We start from the raw sequence: 17,819 nt of genomic DNA on the forward strand, positions 1-17,819 counted from the left end.
AGGGTTGCAACTTGTTTCGGTGGCAACTAGCACGCTGCGATGATCGCCGAAGTCGAACCGTTTCACGCTATCGCCGTTTCCCGCATCGCGCACGATATGGAGGCGGCGGGGGCCAGTATCATCCATATGGAGTTCGGCCAGCCTTCGACCGGCGCTCCGGCCAAGGCGATTGCCCTGGCGCACGAGGTGCTCGACAGCGAGGCGATGGGCTACTGGGAAAGCGTGGCCCTGAAGGACCGCATCGCCCGCAGCTACGCCGAGAACTATGGCGTCACGGTGGAGCGCGAGCAGGTGATCCTGACGTGCGGCGCTTCGCCCGCTTTCGTGATGGCGTTGTCGTGCCTGTTCCGGCCGGGTGCGCGCATCGCTCTGGCGCGGCCGGGCTATGTTGCCTACCGCAACTCGCTGAAGGCCATGTACCTCGAGCCGGTCGAGATGGATTGCGGCCCGGCCGAGCGGTTTCAGGTCACAGCGGCGGCGGTCGATGCGCTTGACCCGGCGCCCGATGGACTGATCGTGGCGAGCCCGGCCAATCCGACAGGCACGATCATCGAGCCTGCAGAGCTTGCCGCAATTGCCGAGGTTTGTCGCCGGAAGGGGATCAGGGTGATCTCCGACGAAATCTACCATGGCCTGAGCTATGGGGCGAAGGCGGCGTCGATGCTCGAGCATCTGCCCGATGCGGTGATCGTCAATTCGTTCTCGAAATACTTCAGCATGGCGGGTTGGCGCCTCGGCTGGCTCGTGGTGCCGCCCTCGCTGATCGATGCAGCGCGGGCGCGCATGGGTAGCCTGTTCCTGACGCCGCCGGTGCTGGCGCAGAAGGCTGGTCTCATGGCGTTCGAGTGTCGTGACGAGCTGGACGGGCATGTCGAGACATATGCCCGGAACCGGTCGATCCTGCTGGAGGCGCTGCCCCTCATGGGCCTCGGACGCATCGCGCCGCCCGATGGCGCGTTCTACATCTATGCCGATGCGAGCGAGTTCACCGACAACAGCCTGGCGCTGTGCGAGGAGCTGCTGCGCGATACCGGCGTGGCGACTGCGCCGGGGATCGACTTCGACCCAGTCAACGGCAAACGCTTCATCCGCTTCAGCTTCGCGGTTTCCACGCTTTTGGTGGAAGAGGCGATGCGCCGGATCGGGCCGTGGTTTGCGGCACGGAGGAAGGGTTAGTCGGGGGCCAGCACCATTTTGAGCGCACCTGCCTCGCGCGCCTCGAAAAGGCGGTAGGCTTCTGCGCCCTGTGACAGGGGCAGGCGGTGGCTGATGTAGCGTTCGGGCTTGAGGCGGCCCGAGGCGACCAGCGGGAACAGCGCCGGCAGTTCCTCGGGCACGGAGCAGGTGCCGACGCGGAAGGTCAGGCCGCCGGCAAAGGCGCGTTCCAGCGGGAAGGGGAAGCGTCGCGACTGCTGGACGCCAATGACCGAGACGGTGCCGCGCACGCGCACCAGGCGCAGGGCCATGTCCACCGTGGCATCGGCGCCGACGACTTCGACGACGCAGTCCAGCCGCTTGCCGTGGGTGTCTTCCTTTATCCGCGCTCCAGCTTCGTCCGGGTGAAGAGCAATTGCACCGAGACTTTCGGCAATCGCGCGGCGCTCAGGCACCGGGTCGATAGCGTAGACGACATGCGCCCCCATGACGAAGGCGCTTTCCACCACCATCAGGCCAATCGGACCTAGGCCGATCACGCCAACCGACGCGCCGGGGCGGATGTCCGCCTGCCGCGCGCCGAACCATGCGGTTGCGAGGGCATCGGTCATCATCAGGGCCTGGTCGGTGCTGACGCCATCCGGGATCGCAACGGCGTTGGCATCCGCGGCGGGCACGCGCACCGCTTCGGCCTGCGAGCCCTGCAGCCTTGCCGAAAGGCCGTAGCAGCCCGATCCGTTGTTCTCGCAAGTGTTGACCACGCCTGCGAGGCAGGATCGGCAGGCGCCGCAGCCGACCGCCGCCGGGATCATCACCTTCTGGCCCACCTTCAGGCGATGGACGCCGCGGCCGACCTCGACCACTTCACCCACAGCTTCGTGGCCGACGCAAAAGCCGACGTCTTCGGAGAAGCCGTGGCCATGATAGATGTGCAAGTCGGAGCCACAGATCGAGCAGGCATCGACCTTGACGATGGCATCGCGATCCGAGTGGAGCGCGGGATCGTCCATGCTTTCGTGGCGGATGTCGCGAGCGCCGTAATAACGCAGAGCTTTCATGGCAGCGGGTCCTTCAGCGGGCGTGCGAGGCGACGTATTCGGCGATCTTGAGCTTGCCGAGCTGGCTCATGTGCACTTCCTCCGGGCCGTCGGTGAGGCGGACGTAGCGGTTGAGGGTGAAGAAGTAGGCCATCGGGCCGTCCTCGCTGACGCCCATCCCGCCGTGGACCTGGATCGCGCGGTCAGCGACCTGCTGTGCCATCGAGGGCGCGACCACCTTGATCGCGGCGATCAGGTCTCGCGCTTCCTTGTTGCCCTTGCGATCCATCGCATCGGCCGCCTTGAGCGTGAGCAGCCGGGCCATCTCTACCTCGCAGAAGGAGCGGGCAACGTCCTGTCGCACGCTCGACTGGTCAGCCAGCTTCTTGCCGAAAGCGACGCGGCTGTCGGCGCGGCGGGCCATCCATTCGAGCGCGCGCTGCGCCTGGCCGATCGAGCGCATGCAGTGGTGGATGCGGCCGGGCCCAAGGCGCCCTTGCGCGATCTCGAAGCCGCGTCCTTCGCCAAGAACCATGTTGGCGCGTGGCACGCGGACGTTGTCGAAGCGCAGTTCGACTTCGCCGCCCGGAGAATTGTGCGAGCCGAAGACCTTGAGGTGGCGAACCACGGTAACACCGGGCGTGTCGCGCGGGACGAGGATCTGCGAGTGCTGGCTGTGGCGCGGTCCGTCGAAGAAGGTCTTGCCCATGACGATCATCAGTTCGCAGCGGGGGTGCATGGCGTTGGAAATCCACCACTTGCGCCCGCTGATCACGTAGTCTTCGCCATCGGGGATGATCGAGAGTTCGAGGTTGGTGGCGTCGGACGAGGCGACCTGCGGTTCGGTCATCACGTAGGCCGAGCGGATCGTGCCTTCGAGGAGCGGGCGCAGCCAGCGCTCCTGCTGTTCGGGGCTGCCGAACTTGGCAAGAACTTCCATGTTGCCGGTATCGGGAGCGGAGCAATTGAATACCTGACTCGACCACGGCACGCGGCCCATGATTTCGGCCAGGGGCGCGTATTCCAAGTTGGTGAGGCCGGGTGACCATGCGCCATATTCATGGGGCAGGAACAGGTTCCACAGGCCGGCCGCGCGCGCCTTGTCCTTGAGCGGTTCCATCCCCGGCCATTCGGCCCAGAGGTTCTGCTGGTCATGGACGAAGTCATAATAGTCCTGTTCGGCCGGATAGATGTGCTCGTCCATGAAGGCTTCGAGGCGAGCGAGGAGGTCCTTGACCTTGTCGGTATGTTCGAAGTGCATCCCGGAATCTTTCAGAGCGAGAGGCCGCCGTCGACCACGAGAGTGTGGCCAGTGACGTAGGAAGCGAGCGGGGAGGCGAGGAAGATTGCGGCACCGGCCATGTCGGCAGGGGTCCCCATCCGGCGTTGCGGAATGCTGGCGAGCGCCCCTTCTAGGCGCTGCGGGTGGGCAGTGGTGACCTTGGTCAGCTTGGTGTCGACCAAGCCGGGGGCGAGGCCATTGACGCGGATACCCTCAGACGCGAGCGCTTGCCCCAGCGTCTTGGTCAGGCTGATCGCGCCGGCCTTGGAGGCAGCATAGGCGGGGTTGCCGATATTGGCCTTGAGACCGGAGATCGAGCTTACGACAATGATCGAGCCGCTGCTTTCGGCAAGCTGCGGGCGGAACTTCATCGAACAGTGCATCACGCTGTCGAGATTGACGGCCATGACCTTGTCCCAGCCTTCCCGCGCGAATTCTCCGCGCTTGTAGACGACGGTGCCTTGGCAAAGGACGAGCACATCGAGGCTGGAAGCGGGGAACGGGACGGCCGCGATGGCATCAGGATCGCCGACATCGACGCAGGTGTAAACGAGACCGGAGAGATCGGACCCTTCGGCAGGATCGTAGTCTTCCGCCCTTGGCCGGGTCCCCCAGACGTGGACCGTGGCACCGCGTTCGCGGAAGGCGTGGGCGATGCCGTTGCCAATGCCGCTGGAGCCGCCGACGACAAGGACATGCCTGCCGGTGAAGTCTGTATCGTCGATCATCATTCTCCCTTTCGGCCGCTGCATGCGACTCTGTGCAGTCAGCTTAATGGCCCATTCGCCACGCAAAAGACCCTCGCCATCTTTCGAAAGCGAGGGTCTTTGCATCCATTCCTGCGAGGTCAGAACGAAGCGCGGACGCGGATGCCGTAGGTGCGTGGCGAGCCCGGATAGGCGTTCTGGTCGCCGGTCTGGAGCGGCGTCGGGAAGGACTGGGTGAACCACGTCTTGTCGAACAGGTTCTGCACCCAGCCTTCGATCAGCAGGCCGGTCTTGGGCAGCTTGAACCCGAGGTTGGCGTTGACCAAGGTCACCGCGCCCTGTTCGGCCGAAGTGGCCGTGCTGATCAACTGGCGGCTCTGATACTGCGCCTGCACGCGGGCCAGCACGCTAAGGTTGTCGTTGACCGGCTGGTCCAGGTTCAGCGTGGCATTGCCGGAGAACTTCGGGCTGAAGCGGAAGCGCGAGCCCGACAGGACCGGGTCGATGTTGCTATCCTTGCCGTACTGGGCATGCGGGATCCACGTGCCATCGAGGCCGAGCGTCAGGCTGTCGGTGATCTGGAACAGGTTCTCGATTTCGAGGCCGTAGTCCTTTGCCGACTTGGCATTGAGCACGGTGAAGCGCAGCCCGATGAACTGCGCGATCTGGAGATCGGACAGGTCATAGTAGAAGAAGGCGATGTTGGTGCGGGCGCGTCCGTCGAGGTACTGGAACTTGCCGCCGACTTCGAATGCGTTGACCTTCTCCGGCTTGTAGCGCGGGTTGAGCGGGGCCTGTGCCGGCGCATTGCCGAAGAAGCCGATGCGGATGGCGGCGGGCAGGGCATTGTAGACAGCCGCGTTGTTGATCAGCGTGCCCGCCGCGTTGACGTCCATGTTGACGCCGCCCGCCTTGAAGCCGCGGTTGTACGTTGCATAGAGCATGATATCGTCGTTTGGACGATACTGAAGGCCAAGAGTGCCCGAAAGCGCCTTGTTGGTCGTCGTGGCGTCGTATGCCGGCGACGGGGCGATGCCGAGCAGGGTGAACACATCCGTCGGGTTCGGGCGATAGAAGGCGTTGTTGAAGAAGCCGCGCTTCTTCTCGATCGAGTAGCGCACGCCAGCGATGACGTTGAACGTGTCGTTCACCGCGAAATCGAGGTGGGCAAAGCCTGCATAGGACTTGGCCGTGCCGCCCATGCGCTCGGTGGTCCAGGTGCCGGGGGCGGCGTTAGCGGTGCCCGGCGCAACGCCGAGGCTGGCGAAGATCGCATCCCAGTAGAACTGCGCCTGGTTGGCCCAGGGCAGGCTGCGCCCCATCTTGAGCTTCTCGTCCGAGAAGAACAGGCCGAAGACCGCCTCGGCGTTGAGCGCCGGAATCTTGGTGTTGTAGGTCAGTTCCTGCGAGATGAAGCGGCTGGAGAAGCTTTCGTTGTAGCGGAAGATGTCAGCGCCCGAGAAATCAGGGTCGAGATCGCGCTGGTCGACGGTGAACTTGCGCACAGCCGTGACGGACTTCAGCGTCCCTTCGCCAACCTGAGCGTCGATCAGCATGGTGCCGCCGTAATCCTCGATCTCCTGCTGGCCGTTGCCATTCAGGGTCTGCTCGAACTTGGAAGGATCGCGCGCGGGCAGCTTGCGGCCGGTCGGCGTCATCGACGAGGCCGGGATCAGGCCGGCAAGCACGCCGAGGAACTGCTGGCTGCTGGCCGGCTGGTAGAGCGTCAGCAGGTCGATAATCGGCTGGGTCGGACCATCAATGAACGCCGAGGTGGCGTAGCAGCAGTTGCCCTGGCTGTGTGAGTAATCGCCGATCAGGCGGACGGTGAGTTTCTCGCTCGGTTCGAACAGCAACTGCGCCTTGACCGCGCGGGTCTTGTTGTCGTTGAGGCTCTGGCCGGTGGTGCTGTCGGTAAAGAAGCCATCGGCCGATGAGGCGAGTCCGGCGATGCGGAATGCCACCTTGTCGGAAAGCGGAGCGTTGATTGCGCCGCGGGCAATCAGCGTATCGTAATTGCCGTAGGTCACTTCAACGGCGCCATTGACGTCGTTGAGCGATGGCGATGCCGAGGCGAGCAACAGGGCACCGGCGGTGGTGTTCTTGCCGAACAGGGTGCCCTGCGGGCCGCGCAGCACCTGCAGGTTGTCAATGTCGAGGAAGTTCTGCAGCGCCGCTGCCGCGCGGGTGCGATAGACCCCGTCGATGAAGACGCCGACCGAACCTTCGAACGAGCGGCTGTTGCCGGTCGTGCCAAGGCCACGGATGATGAGGTTCGCGCTCGACGTTGCGATGTTGGTGACGCGGAAGCTGATCGAGGGGCTGATGGCCTGAATGTTGGCGACGTTTTCGACGCGCGCCTGCGCGAGGGTTTCGGCGTTGGCCGCCGTTATCGCGATCGGCACGTCCTGAAGGTTCTCGGTCCTGCGCTGCGCCGTCACGATGATTTCAGCGAGGCCGGTGGCAGACTGTTCTTCGGCCTGCTGGGCGTGCGCGAGGTTCGGCACGGCGGCCGAGGCGACGATTGCGGCCAGTGCTGCGTTACGCAAGTACAATGCTTTCAAGGCTGCCTCCCATGCGCCGCCTTGTGGCGGCTGTAATTGGTGTTCCAAACGCTGTCCCTGACTGGACAGAAGCTGGCTGCATCGGCATTGTGCGTTTAATCGCTTAATTGATCTTGACGGATCGCGGCACACTATTGTCAGATTGCATCATGATGGAATCGGAAACCGGTCTCGCACATTCCAGCGCCATGCGTCAGTTCGCCCACTTCGCGGAGGTATCCGGGCTCGACCTGAGAAGCCTTTGCCCTCCTGACGTGTTCGCCCACGTGGAACAGGCCAACGAGGCGGAATGGCTGCCGGCAAGCGCCCATGTCGACGTTCTGCAGGCAGCTGCGATCGCATCGGGCCGCGAGGACCTCGGCGTGGCGTTCTCGATGTGGTGCAACGTGCGCGGCTTTGGCCCGATCAGCCTGCTGTGGGATCATTGCACCACGCTTGACGAGGCGACCCGGATAACGCGACGCTACATGCACCTCGAAAGCGCGGCGATGCGGTCGAGCACTGACATCACCGGTCATGAGGCGGCCTTGCGCCATGTGCTCATGGTTCCGGCACGGTTCGGCGGTTCCCAATTCCTGCAGGCTACGCTGACGCTCCAGTTGCGCATCACGCGAATGCTGCTTGGCGAGGATTGGACGCCGATCAGGCTGGAGCTGGATCATCCGGCGCCGCAGAGTTCGCGATACCATCAGGCGGTGTTCCGCTGTCCGATCGAGTTTGGATCCGATCGCTGCGCGCTGGTCTTCCGCAAGTCTGACCTGCATCGGCCTTCGCAGCGAGCCAATCCCAACATGGTTCGCTACCTTGAGAGGCAGTTGGCCCAAGCTGACAGCCAGTGGCCCGGCGACCTGATGCAGCAGGTGCGCTACTTCATCGCCACCAATCTCACGGAGCGGCGCGCAAACCTGCCTCATGTCGCGGGGCTTGCCGGTCTTTCGCCGCAGAGCCTTCAGCGCCGCCTCGCGGAACGGGGCACGAGCTTTGCGGTCATTCTCGAACAGGTACGCAAGCACACTGCCGACGAGTACTTCCGCACTGCGCGAAGGCCCAACCTGACCGAACTGTCGCATCGCCTGGGCTATACCGATGCCAGCGCGGCAAGCCGCTTCCTGCGCCAGCATATGTCGACCGGAGCGCGGGCCCTGATGGCGCAAGCGCGCCCGCGCAAGGGCCCCGACGGTCAGTCGATAAATGCCTGAGGCACAAGCGATTCTGCAATTTTCCAGAGCTGCTCCTCGCTCGCCCCGCGCATGTGGCGAGAGCTGCGCAGAACCGCCAGCTCCGTGACGACGGAAAGGCCTGCGACGGGCCTGTAGACCACGTTCCCATGATCTCTGGGGCGAAATTGCGCGATGGAGATCGCCGGGATGCGATACTCGCGGCAGTATCGCTCCAGCGCAAAGGCGTGCGCTTCGGGCGGGAGGAAGCCTGTCGCCCCGGCAGCTGACAGCCACGTCGATATCGGTTGGTACAGGCTCTTGCCGTGCAGCGGCGCGAGCATGGCAATGACCGATCCGGACAAAGCAGCCTGCGGCACGACATCGAACCGGGCGAGAGGGTGCTCTTGCGGAATGGCCAGGCCGATCGGTTCGCGGCTCAGCGTCAGGCGGGGCAGGCCATCGGGAATTTCAAGTTCGCCGCATTGCTGGCGTGCCATGTCGGCCAGATACTTGTCATGAGGCACGACCGCGGCAACGACCAAGGCAAGGTCGACGGTGCCCTTGATCAGGCCTTCGCACAGGGAATAGGCAAAGTCGTTGTCCACCCGCAGCGATATGTCCGGAATCTCGCGCGCGATCGCCGATAGCAGCGCCCCATGCTGCGGCAGCTCGAACGTATAGATCGGCGCTCCGAGGACGATCCGGCGATCAGGGCGGTCCCGCCAGGCGGCGAGCTGCGCGGCGAAGGCGTCGGCCTGGGCGACGAAAGTGCCGGCCTGGTCGAGCAGCGCCCTGCCAACCGGTGAAAGTTGGACCGCGCGCGTCGTCCGGTCGAACAGACGCTGGCCGATCTGTTCTTCTAGCTTGCGGATCTGCGCAGACAGGCTGGGCTGCGTCAGGTTCATGCGCTTCGCCGCGCGGCCGAAGCTTAGTTCCTGCGCAAGTGCGAGGAAGCAACGGATCGCTTTCACATCAACATCGGACTGCATCGCGTCTATATATTCGGACTTACTATAAATCGAAAGATTAAATCGATTGGACGCTGCGACCGAGCGCTCCTAGCCTGTCGAAAAAGCAGGAAAGGATGCCATGCCCCTGTCGGAAAACACCCCGGTCATTGTCGGGGTTGGCCAGTTCGTCGAACGGATCGACGAGCCCGGATATGTCGGCCTGTCGTTTGTCGATCTTGCGGCTGCGGCAGCCCGCGCGGCTCTTGCCGATACGCAAGCAGGTCCGGCGGTCGCTGCGCTGGTGCAAGCGGTCGGTTCAATCCGGACGTTCGAGGAATCAGGCGCCATGCAGGTTCCGTTCGGCCGGGCCGACAAGCTGCCGCTGGCAGTTGCCCGGAGGCTTGGCATCAAGCCTGAGGTCGCGATCCTCGAGAAGGTGGGGGGGCAGTCTCCGCTGGCCCTGCTGGCCGATCTTGGGAATCGCATCGCGGCAGGTGCCGTGTCCGCAGGCTTGATGTTCGGCAGCGAGGCGATTTCGACGGTGCGCCATCTCGTGGCCAAGGGTGAGATGCGGGACTGGGCGGAGAGCGATGACCCCGATGCGATGGGTGTGCAGTGGATCGACAAAGGCCTGGGCTTTGAAGGTACGCTTTCGGCCACCAGCATAGCCCATGGCATTCGCGCACCGGTTACGGCCTATGCCTTGTGCGAGAATGCGCGCCGAGCGCGGCTGGGGCTGTCGCGCGAAGCCTATGGCCGCGAAATGGGGAACCTGTTCGCGCCGTTCACGAATGTTGCGGCAGGAAATCCCTACAGCGCAGGCGCGGTCAAGCCGATGAGCGCCGCGGAGATTGCCACCCCCGCCGAGCGCAACCGGATGATCTGCGATCCCTATCCGCTGAAGCTCGTCTCCCGCGATCAGGTGAACCAGGCAGCGGCGCTCGTTGTGATGTCGGCCAGGGCGGCGCGCGCGGCCGCGGTACCCGAAGACAGGTGGATCTATCTTCATGGGGCCGCCTTGGCCAACGAGCGGGAACTGCTGGAACGGCCGGATATCGGGGCCTATCCCGCTGCAAATGCTGCCATCGCCGCCGCGCTGTCGCAGGCGAACGCCACCGCGGACGCAATCGCAGCGTTCGACTTCTACTCCTGCTTCCCCGTTCCGGTGTTCAATGCCGCGATAGACGGGCTGGGCCTTGCGGCAGACGATCCGCGCGGTCTGACGGTTACCGGCGGCCTTCCCTACTTCGGCGGCGCTGGCAACAACTACTCCACCCATGCGCTGGCGAGCATGGTCGAGGTCTTGCGCGGCAAGCCTGGAGCCAAGGGTCTGGTTGGCCTGAACGGAGGCTTCCAGTCCAAGTATGGTGCAGCGGTACTGTCCAGCGAACCGCGTGAATGGCCGGGGTGCCAGAGTGCGGAACTGCAGGCGCAACTTGATGCCGTGCCGATGGCCACCATGGCGGTTGCAGCGCAAGGGCAGGGCCGCATCGGCACATTTACGGTGATTTTTGCCAAAGGCGTGCCCGAGCAGGCCATCGTGATCGGCGAACTCGACACAGGTGGGCGCTTCGTTGCCACCACGCGCGATGCCACCACCGTTGCCACGATGCTGGAGAGCGATCCGCTCGGCAGGCGCGTCGTGATTACGCCTGGTGACAAAAGAAACAGCTTTGCGTTTGACTGAAGGGACAGGGCAGGTGGCGGAAAATCCGGTTCTCCTTGAGGGCATCCGCGTTGTCGATCTGACAACCGTGGTCTTCGGCCCTTATGCCACCCAGATCATGGCGGATCTCGGCGCAGACGTGATCAAGGTCGAGGCGCCCGGCATTGGCGATGCGTTTCGCTGGTCGGCAAGAGCAGCGGTGACGCCGGGCATGGCACCGGCATGGATGGCGCTCAACCGTGGCAAGAAGTCCGTTGCCCTCGACCTGAAGGACGAGGCCGACCGCGCCATCATGCTCAAACTGCTGCGCGATGCAGACGTGTTCGTGGTGAACGTGCGGGGCAAGGCGCTCGAGCGGATCGGGCTGGATTACGAGGCGCTCAAGGCCGTCAATCCCGGATTGATCTACGTCCATTGCGTCGGCTTTGGTCAGGACGGTCCCTATGCCGACCTGCAGGCCTACGATGACGTGATCCAGGCGGCGACCGGCGCGGCGACGCTGTTGCCTCGTGTCGATGGCAACCCGCGCCCGCGCTATCTCCCGTCGCTGATCGCCGACAAGGTGGCAGGCCTGCATGCCGCCTATGCAGCAATGGCCGCTATCGTGCACAAGCAGCGGACAGGCGAAGGGCAAAGGGTGGAAGTGCCGATGTTCGAGGTGTTTTCAAGCTTCATGCTGCTTGAACACCTTGGCGGCAAGACGTTCGACCCACCCAACGGGCCTGCGGGCTATGCACGGCAGATCGATCCCGATCGCCAGCCTTTCCCGACAGCCGATGGCTGGATCAGCATCGTTGCCTATACCGACGATGCCTGGATACGCATCTTCGCGCTGCTCGGGCAGCCGGACTTCCTGAATCAGGAGCACCTCTCGACGCCGCAACTTCGGTTGAAGGCCCAGCCCGAACTGTATCAGGCGATAGCGCGGTTCACCCTGGCCTTGCCGACTGCGGAGATCTTGGCGCGGTGCCATGCAGCCCAGATCCCCGCGCAAGCGGTACGCGATCTGGCCGACGTGATGGATGATCCGCATCTGCAGGAGACAGGGTTTTTCCGCCGACGCGAGCACCCGGTGGAGGGCGCATACTTCGAGCAGGCCGCTCCGGTGCGTTTTGCGGTTTCCGGGAATGGTAAACCGGTGCTCTTCCCGCCGGTGGCCGGTGCCAACAGTGAGGAGGTCAGGGCTCACGGATGGCAGGCTTTTTCAGCCACAAAAGATGGTTAAAATATGTGTTTGTTTCTATTGATAAAACTACGGATTAAATACGACTAAAGCTCCTATGAATTCCCGATAAAGGTAAGGTTCTGGAAACCGTCTTGAGCCGCTTTAGCCAGTGTCAGCGATGGCAAGGGCAAAGCGGGACGGCATGGCGAGGTTCATCAGAAGGCTTTTTGCGAGCACTGGCGGCAGCGTTCTGCCGATCGCTGCTGCCAGCGTGCCGGTCATCGTCGCGCTGATCGGCGGCGGGCTTGATATCAACCGGGTCTACAAGGCGCGCAACCGGCTGCAGACGGCTTGTGATGCTGGCACACTCGCCGGACGACGCGCTGTTACGACCAACGGCTATGACACGGCCGCGCGGAATCAGGCAAACGCCTACTTCAATACCAACTTCGTGGAAGGGGAGCTTGGTGCGACCGGGACAACATTCGCCACGGCATCGGCCAACAACGGCAATCTGATCTCGGGCACGGCTTCGACGACGGTTCAGACGGCAGTGATGAACCTGCTGGGCGTGGAAACGATCCCGGTCAGTGTGGCCTGCAGCGCCACGATGGGCGTGGGCAACAGCGACATTACCATGGTGCTCGATACCACCGGCTCCATGGGCAACACGCTGTCCGGCACCAGCCAGACCCGCATCCAGGCGCTGCGCGTGGCAATGAAGAACTTCTACGATACGGTTGCCACGGCCACGCAAGGTTCGAACGCACGCATCCGCTATTCGTTTGTACCCTACAGCTCGTCGGTGAACGTGGGGCGGCTGATCTACAACCTGAATCCGGCATATTTGGCGGACACATGGCCGATCCAGACGCGCGAGCCGGTATTCAACACGATTACCGAGCGGGTGTTCACCGGCTGGGCCGCACCGGTCAACACCAGCGAGCAAACCTACTCGACCGAAACGATCGGCGGCACGACGCAATACAGTTCGACCAACTATAGCTCGCAGGCCGCCTGCAACAGCGCTCGCCCTGCCGATATTGACTGGGCCAACAGTGGCAGTGCGACGACCTCGTCGAGCACGACAACGAACGGGGCGGGGCAGCAGGTCGTGACCAGCACCACCGCTCAGCCCCAAAGCAAGACCACCTATATTTGCCAGCGCAGGAACAACAACCGCTGGCGTGTGGACTACTACAATACCACGCGCGACTTCATCACGCGGAACTACGCCACGTCCGATCCCATCTACGAAACGCGGACACGCCAGGAGTTCGCCAACTGGATCTATCGGGAGGTGAGCAATGTCGACACAAGCGTGTATAAGACATTCGCGGCGGTCAGCAAACCTAACGGCAGCAGCGGTGCGGCGGTCAGCTACACCTGGGGTGGCTGCATCGAGGAGCGCGAGACCGATGCCACGAGCAGCATCAGCTACTCCAGCGTCACGGGCATGTCCCCCTCGACTGCGCTGGATCTTGACGTTGATCTTGTTCCGGATGGTGACGCCGAAACCAAGTGGGGGCCGATGTGGCCTGAACTGGCCTACTATCGAACGACGACGTACTGGGGCAACACCTACCTGACCGATGCCGTGCAGACCTCGCAAGGGAGCAGGGCCTCGTCCTATTGCCCCTATCAGGCGCAACTGCTGTCAACCATGAACCAGTCGGCGTTCTATGGCTATGCCGACGCACTGGCCGCTGCCGGTTCGACCTACCACGATCTGGGCATGCTTTGGGGGCTGCGGTTGAGTTCCCCGCAGGGGCCATGGGCAGACACCGTGAATATCGCGCCGACCAACGGTGGCAAGGTTTCGCGCCACATCATCTTCATGACCGACGGGCAGATGGAGCCGAGTAACACGATCCAGTCGAGCTATGGCATAGAATGGCATGATCGCCGGATAACCGACGATGGCTCGAGCAATCAGGCCGCTCGCCACACGCTGCGCTTCCGCGCCCTTTGCGACAACGCCAAGGACAAGGGGTTTCGCGTGTGGGTGATCGCCTTCGCCTCGAGCCTCACTTCGGATCTGACGTACTGCGCATCGAGCAACAGCTCGTTTCTGGCGACAAATGCGACACAGCTGAACAGCGCCTTCCAGGAAATCGCGAAGAACGTGGGCGAATTGCGGGTGTATCAATGAAGAAACTTCTTACACTGCACGGCGAGAACGGCGGCGTCACCACCATCGAGTTCGCGTTTGTGGCTCCGGCGTTCCTGCTGGCGCTGGTGGGTTGCCTCGACCTTGGCCAAATGGTTTACGCCAAAGGTGTCCTGGATGGCGCGGTCGAGAAGGCTGCACGCGATTCCACGCTGGAGACCGGCGACACCTCCGTTGCCGACGCCAAGGTGATCAGCGCCATGCGCCCGATCGTGCCCGGTGCGCAGGTGACTTCCACCCGCAAGAGCTATTACGACTTTGCCCGCACCAACAAGGGCGAGCCGCTCGACGACAAGAACGGCGATGGGGCGTGCTCGCCGGGCGAGGGGTATACGGACGAAAACGGCAACGGATCGTGGGACGAGGACCTGGGCCGGACCGGCAATGGCGGCGCGAACGATGTGATCGTCTATACGGTGCGGGTGCAATACGATCCCGTGTTCGCCGTGCCCATCGTGCCGCTTGACTGGAGCCGGCGCGAGATCACCGCCATTGCTGTGAAGCGCAACCAGCCTTTCGCTCTGCAGGACGGCAGCTACGGATCGACTCCGCGCGTATGCTGAGGACAGTTTCCGCCAAACTAGGCCGTTGTGCCAAACGTCTCGCTCGGGATCGCTCGGGCGTTTCCGTCGTCGAGTTCGCGATCATCACGCCGTTCATCCTGTCGATCGCGCTCTATGGGCTCGAAGTGGCCTACATGAACTCTGTCGACATGAAGATCAGCGAGATCGCGCTCTCGCTGGCGGACAATGCTTCGCGCATCGGGCAGACTGACAACAGCGTGGTCACGCCGACAGTAAGCGAAGGCGACATCAACGAGGTCATGCGTGGCGCGCAGGAGCAGGCAGCAGGCCTTGATTTCGCGACCCGGGGCAGGATCATTCTCTCAAGCCTTGAACGCGATGCCGCAACGGGGAAGCAGTACATCCGCTGGCAGCGCTGCTACGGGCGGCTATCGCGGCAATCCGCTTATGGCAATGACAGCACGCGAAACGGGCTAAACGGTACGGCGCTGGCCGGAATGGGAAGCGGGCCGACCAAGATCACGGCGTCGGCCAACAGCGCGGTGATGTTTGTCGAAGTCTACTATCAGCATCAGGGGCTGATGGGTGATCTGTTCGTCGACAATCCCGTGATGCGCAAGGAGGGAGCATTCCTGATCCGCGACAACCGCAACCTCACGCCCGGGGTTACCGGAACAGGCGGGGCCTATCCCTGTGGCTGAGCGGAGCCAGAACTGACAGCTTGCGCGCAATCAATTTCCGCAAGTGCTAGGAGGGTGTAGTCTGGCGGAGTGGCCTGCAGTCAGGCGGAGTCGCTTGCGAACGGGCCGAAACAGGGAGAGATCGCGATGAAGCATGCAGACGTCGCAGCGATGACCGCTATGATTGCCTTGGCCGCAGGAGCGACCAGCCCGGCTGTGGCCAAGCCGGTAACACTTGTCGCCACGCTTGGCGGCGCTGCCGAGACGGCGGGCGGCGATCCCGATGGCATGGGCGGCTTCAAGGCCGACGCCGATGACGAGACTGGCGATTTCTGCTTTACCTTGTGGGCCGACAAGATCGCCAAGCCGACCATGGCCCACGTCCATGAAGGCACTGCCGGCAACGACGGCAAGCCAGTCGCCACGATCGACGTGACCGGCAAGGACAGCGATGATTGCATCGCGATGGAACCCGAACTTCTCAAGAAGATCGTCGCTGCGCCGGGAGGCTACTACGTCAATGTCCATACCGCCGATTTCCCGAAGGGTGCGGTGCGGGGGCAGCTTGAGGTGAAGTGACGCGCCTGCTCGCTTCACAGGTTGAAGGTCGCGCGGGGGGACAGCAAATGGGGGCCAGCATTGCTGCCGGCCCCCACTCTACGTCCGTTCCGGCTTGTCTGGTCGCGGCTGGCTTCGACCATTTCGCGCTGGGCTGTCATTGCTGACGGCCAAACGCTGCCTGGCGTTGCCTGACGGAGCGCGCTTTGCGCTTGGCGGTCGTCGAGGCGGATGCCGTCCGGGGCGCGTAGCCCCTGGGCTGCTGCCGATCCGTGCTTTCGCACAAGGTCGCGCCGCTATCCGTCCTTTCGTCCGCCTGCGCCGGTCGAGTGCAGGCACTCCTCCGTCGCTCCGCATTTCCGCGACTGTCCCGGTTGCTTCTGCAAGCGATCCGGTAAAGCCGTTCGTGGGCGTTTCCCCTTCGGCCAGTGGCCCACTTCCGTCCAGACCGATATCTGGCCGGTTGGTTGCCCCCGTTCGGCGGGGTGAAATGCTGTCCGTCACCTTTGTCTGCGCCGCATCGCGCCGGATGGAGACCGAAGCCTGACCGCGCGCTGCACCGTGGAAAACGATGCCGTTTTGCATTCCTTGTCCGATCACGAAAGCCGCAGTTTCGCGCATCCGCAGATCAGCCCGAAGGTGCCTGCCGGTTGGTTACGCTGCAAACTGTCCGTGTTCGTGCCGTTGTGCACTTAATCCTGAAAGTTCAGGTCTTTAAGTCCTGATTTCCAAGGCTTTGTGCACCCTCGACATGTAAAAGCTGCGCCTCATCCCTGAGTCGCGCAAGCAAAAAGTGCGGGAGTTATCCACAACCCCCGCACCTTTCGGTGGATAGCTATTGTGCAACGCCGAAGCGCAGCAATCAGCGGCCTTGCTGGGCCAGAAGGCGCAAGCGTTTACTGGTTTCTCTGCGCCAGAAGGCGCAACCGGAGCGCATTCAGCTTGATGAAGCCGGCTGCGTCCTTCTGGTCATAGGCACCGGCATCGTCCTCGAACGTCACGTGGCGTTCGGAGTAGAGGCTGTCGGGCGACTTGCGGCCAACGACCGAGGCATTGCCCTTGTACAGCTTGAGCCGGACCGTGCCATTGACCCGGGCCTGGCTGTGGTCGATCGCCGCCTGCAGCATCTCACGCTCGGGGCTGAACCAGAAGCCGTTGTAGATGAGTTCTGCGTACTTGGGCATGAGCTCGTCCTTGAGGTGCGCCGCACCGCGATCGAGCGTGATGCTTTCGATCCCGCGATGGGCGCGCGCATAGATCTCGCCGCCCGGCGTTTCATACATGCCGCGGCTCTTCATGCCGACGAAGCGGTTCTCGACGAGGTCGAGACGGCCGATGCCATGCTTGCGGCCAAGGTCGTTGAGCGCAGCCAGCAGGGTGGCCGGCGACATCGCCTGACCATTGAGCGCCACGCCGTCGCCCTTTTCGAAGTCGATGGTGATGTATTCCGGGGTATCCGGCGCGTCTTCGGGATTGACCGTGCGCGAATAGACGTAATCCGGGGTTTCTTCCCACGGATTTTCCAGCACCTTGCCCTCGGACGAGGTGTGGAGGAGGTTCGCGTCGGTCGAGAACGGGCTTTCGCCACGCTTGTCCTTGGGGACGGGGATCTGGTGCGCTTCGGCCCATGCGATCAGCGCGGTGCGGCTGGTGAGGTCCCATTCGCGCCACGGGGCGATGACCTTGATGCCAGGTTCGAGCGCATAGGCCGACAGCTCGAAGCGAACCTGGTCGTTGCCCTTGCCGGTCGCGCCGTGGGCGACGGCGTCGGCGCCGGTTTCCCGCGCGATCTCGATCAGGCGCTTGGAAATGAGCGGGCGGGCGATCGAAGTGCCGAGCAGATAGTCGCCCTCGTAACGGGCGTTGGCGCGCATCATCGGGAAGACGAAATCGCGCACGAATTCCTCGCGCAGATCATCGATGTAGATGTTCTCGTCGGGCACGCCCATCAGCTTGGCCTTGGCGCGCGCGGGCTCAAGCTCCTCGCCCTGGCCGAGGTCGGCGGTGAAGGTCACCACTTCGCAGTTGTAGGTGACCTGCAGCCACTTGAGGATGACGGAAGTGTCGAGGCCGCCGGAATAGGCGAGGACGACCTTCTTGATATCTGACTTGTCAGGACCGGACATGGGCGGAGCGACTCCCCTTGAATAACGCGCCGCGCGCCTAACAGGCGGGGGGCAGGGGTGCAACCAAAGCTTGAA

Annotated in this window: 14 protein-coding genes; 8 read left to right on the forward strand and 6 right to left on the reverse strand. The window is 63.2% G+C overall.

What is annotated here, in order from left to right; genetic code table 11:
• The first annotated feature begins 39 nt into the window (after positions 1–39).
• Positions 40–1,176 carry an aminotransferase class I/II-fold pyridoxal phosphate-dependent enzyme gene (locus HGI46_RS18795; RefSeq protein WP_168905401.1) on the forward strand — a complete coding sequence of 379 codons (1,137 nt, stop codon included), beginning with the start codon at positions 40–42 and terminating at the stop codon, positions 1,174–1,176.
• On the opposite strand, the gene HGI46_RS18800 is transcribed toward HGI46_RS18795, so the two are convergent.
• The 4 genes from HGI46_RS18800 to HGI46_RS18815 form a co-directional block, all read right to left on the reverse strand.
• Positions 1,173–2,213, reverse strand: a complete 1,041-nt coding sequence (locus HGI46_RS18800; RefSeq protein WP_168905402.1) for an alcohol dehydrogenase family protein — start codon at positions 2,211–2,213, stop codon at positions 1,173–1,175. The two genes, HGI46_RS18795 and HGI46_RS18800, sit on opposite strands and share 4 nt — an antisense overlap.
• Positions 2,214–2,226: 13 nt before the next feature.
• Complete coding sequence (locus HGI46_RS18805) at positions 2,227–3,453, reverse strand: acyl-CoA dehydrogenase family protein (RefSeq protein WP_168905403.1); 1,227 nt, start codon at positions 3,451–3,453, stop codon at positions 2,227–2,229.
• 11 nt (positions 3,454–3,464) lie between these two features.
• Positions 3,465–4,202, reverse strand: a complete 738-nt coding sequence (locus HGI46_RS18810; protein WP_168905404.1) for an SDR family oxidoreductase — start codon at positions 4,200–4,202, stop codon at positions 3,465–3,467.
• Between the two features lie 119 nt (positions 4,203–4,321).
• Positions 4,322–6,745, reverse strand: coding sequence for a TonB-dependent receptor (locus tag HGI46_RS18815; RefSeq protein ID WP_240946890.1), 2,424 nt, complete (start codon positions 6,743–6,745; stop codon positions 4,322–4,324).
• Positions 6,746–6,894: 149 nt separating this feature from the next.
• On the opposite strand from HGI46_RS18815, the gene HGI46_RS18820 reads away from it, so the two are divergent.
• Positions 6,895–7,944 (forward strand): AraC family transcriptional regulator, encoded by a 1,050-nt coding sequence (locus HGI46_RS18820; protein WP_168905406.1) that lies wholly within the window; start codon positions 6,895–6,897, stop codon positions 7,942–7,944.
• Here HGI46_RS18820 and HGI46_RS18825 read toward each other — a convergent pair.
• A complete protein-coding gene (locus HGI46_RS18825; RefSeq protein WP_206065826.1) occupies positions 7,926–8,894 on the reverse strand; it encodes a LysR family transcriptional regulator in 969 nt (322 codons plus the stop codon). The genes HGI46_RS18820 and HGI46_RS18825 overlap by 19 nt on opposite strands.
• Positions 8,895–8,994: 100 nt before the next feature.
• Here HGI46_RS18825 and HGI46_RS18830 point away from each other — a divergent pair, with 100 nt between their 5' ends.
• From HGI46_RS18830 to HGI46_RS18855, 6 genes are all read left to right on the forward strand, one after another.
• Positions 8,995–10,542 (forward strand): acetyl-CoA acetyltransferase, encoded by a 1,548-nt coding sequence (locus HGI46_RS18830; protein ID WP_168905408.1) that lies wholly within the window; start codon positions 8,995–8,997, stop codon positions 10,540–10,542.
• Positions 10,543–10,555: 13 nt separating this feature from the next.
• Positions 10,556–11,746 (forward strand): CoA transferase, encoded by a 1,191-nt coding sequence (locus HGI46_RS18835; protein WP_168905443.1) that lies wholly within the window; start codon positions 10,556–10,558, stop codon positions 11,744–11,746.
• A gap of 142 nt (positions 11,747–11,888) precedes the next feature.
• Positions 11,889–13,838 carry a Tad domain-containing protein gene (locus tag HGI46_RS18840; RefSeq protein WP_168905409.1) on the forward strand — a complete coding sequence of 650 codons (1,950 nt, stop codon included), beginning with the start codon at positions 11,889–11,891 and terminating at the stop codon, positions 13,836–13,838.
• The gene (locus HGI46_RS18845) at positions 13,835–14,419 is read left to right on the forward strand and encodes a TadE/TadG family type IV pilus assembly protein (protein WP_168905410.1); all 585 of its coding nucleotides are present in this window, start codon (positions 13,835–13,837) and stop codon (positions 14,417–14,419) included. The genes HGI46_RS18840 and HGI46_RS18845 overlap by 4 nt, the downstream gene beginning before the upstream one ends.
• Positions 14,413–15,081, forward strand: a complete 669-nt coding sequence (locus HGI46_RS18850; RefSeq protein ID WP_168905411.1) for a pilus assembly protein TadE — start codon at positions 14,413–14,415, stop codon at positions 15,079–15,081. Before HGI46_RS18845 ends, HGI46_RS18850 begins: the two co-directional genes overlap by 7 nt.
• A 126-nt stretch (positions 15,082–15,207) precedes the next feature.
• A complete protein-coding gene (locus HGI46_RS18855) occupies positions 15,208–15,639 on the forward strand; it encodes a CHRD domain-containing protein (protein WP_168905412.1) in 432 nt (143 codons plus the stop codon).
• 875 nt (positions 15,640–16,514) lie between these two features.
• Here the strand turns inward: HGI46_RS18855 and HGI46_RS18860 are convergent.
• A complete protein-coding gene (locus HGI46_RS18860) occupies positions 16,515–17,744 on the reverse strand; it encodes an argininosuccinate synthase (RefSeq protein WP_168905413.1) in 1,230 nt (409 codons plus the stop codon).
• Positions 17,745–17,819 lie beyond the last annotated feature (75 nt).

Source organism: Novosphingobium sp. ERW19 (assembly GCF_012641315.1).
Taxonomy (GTDB): Bacteria; Pseudomonadota; Alphaproteobacteria; order Sphingomonadales; family Sphingomonadaceae; genus Novosphingobium.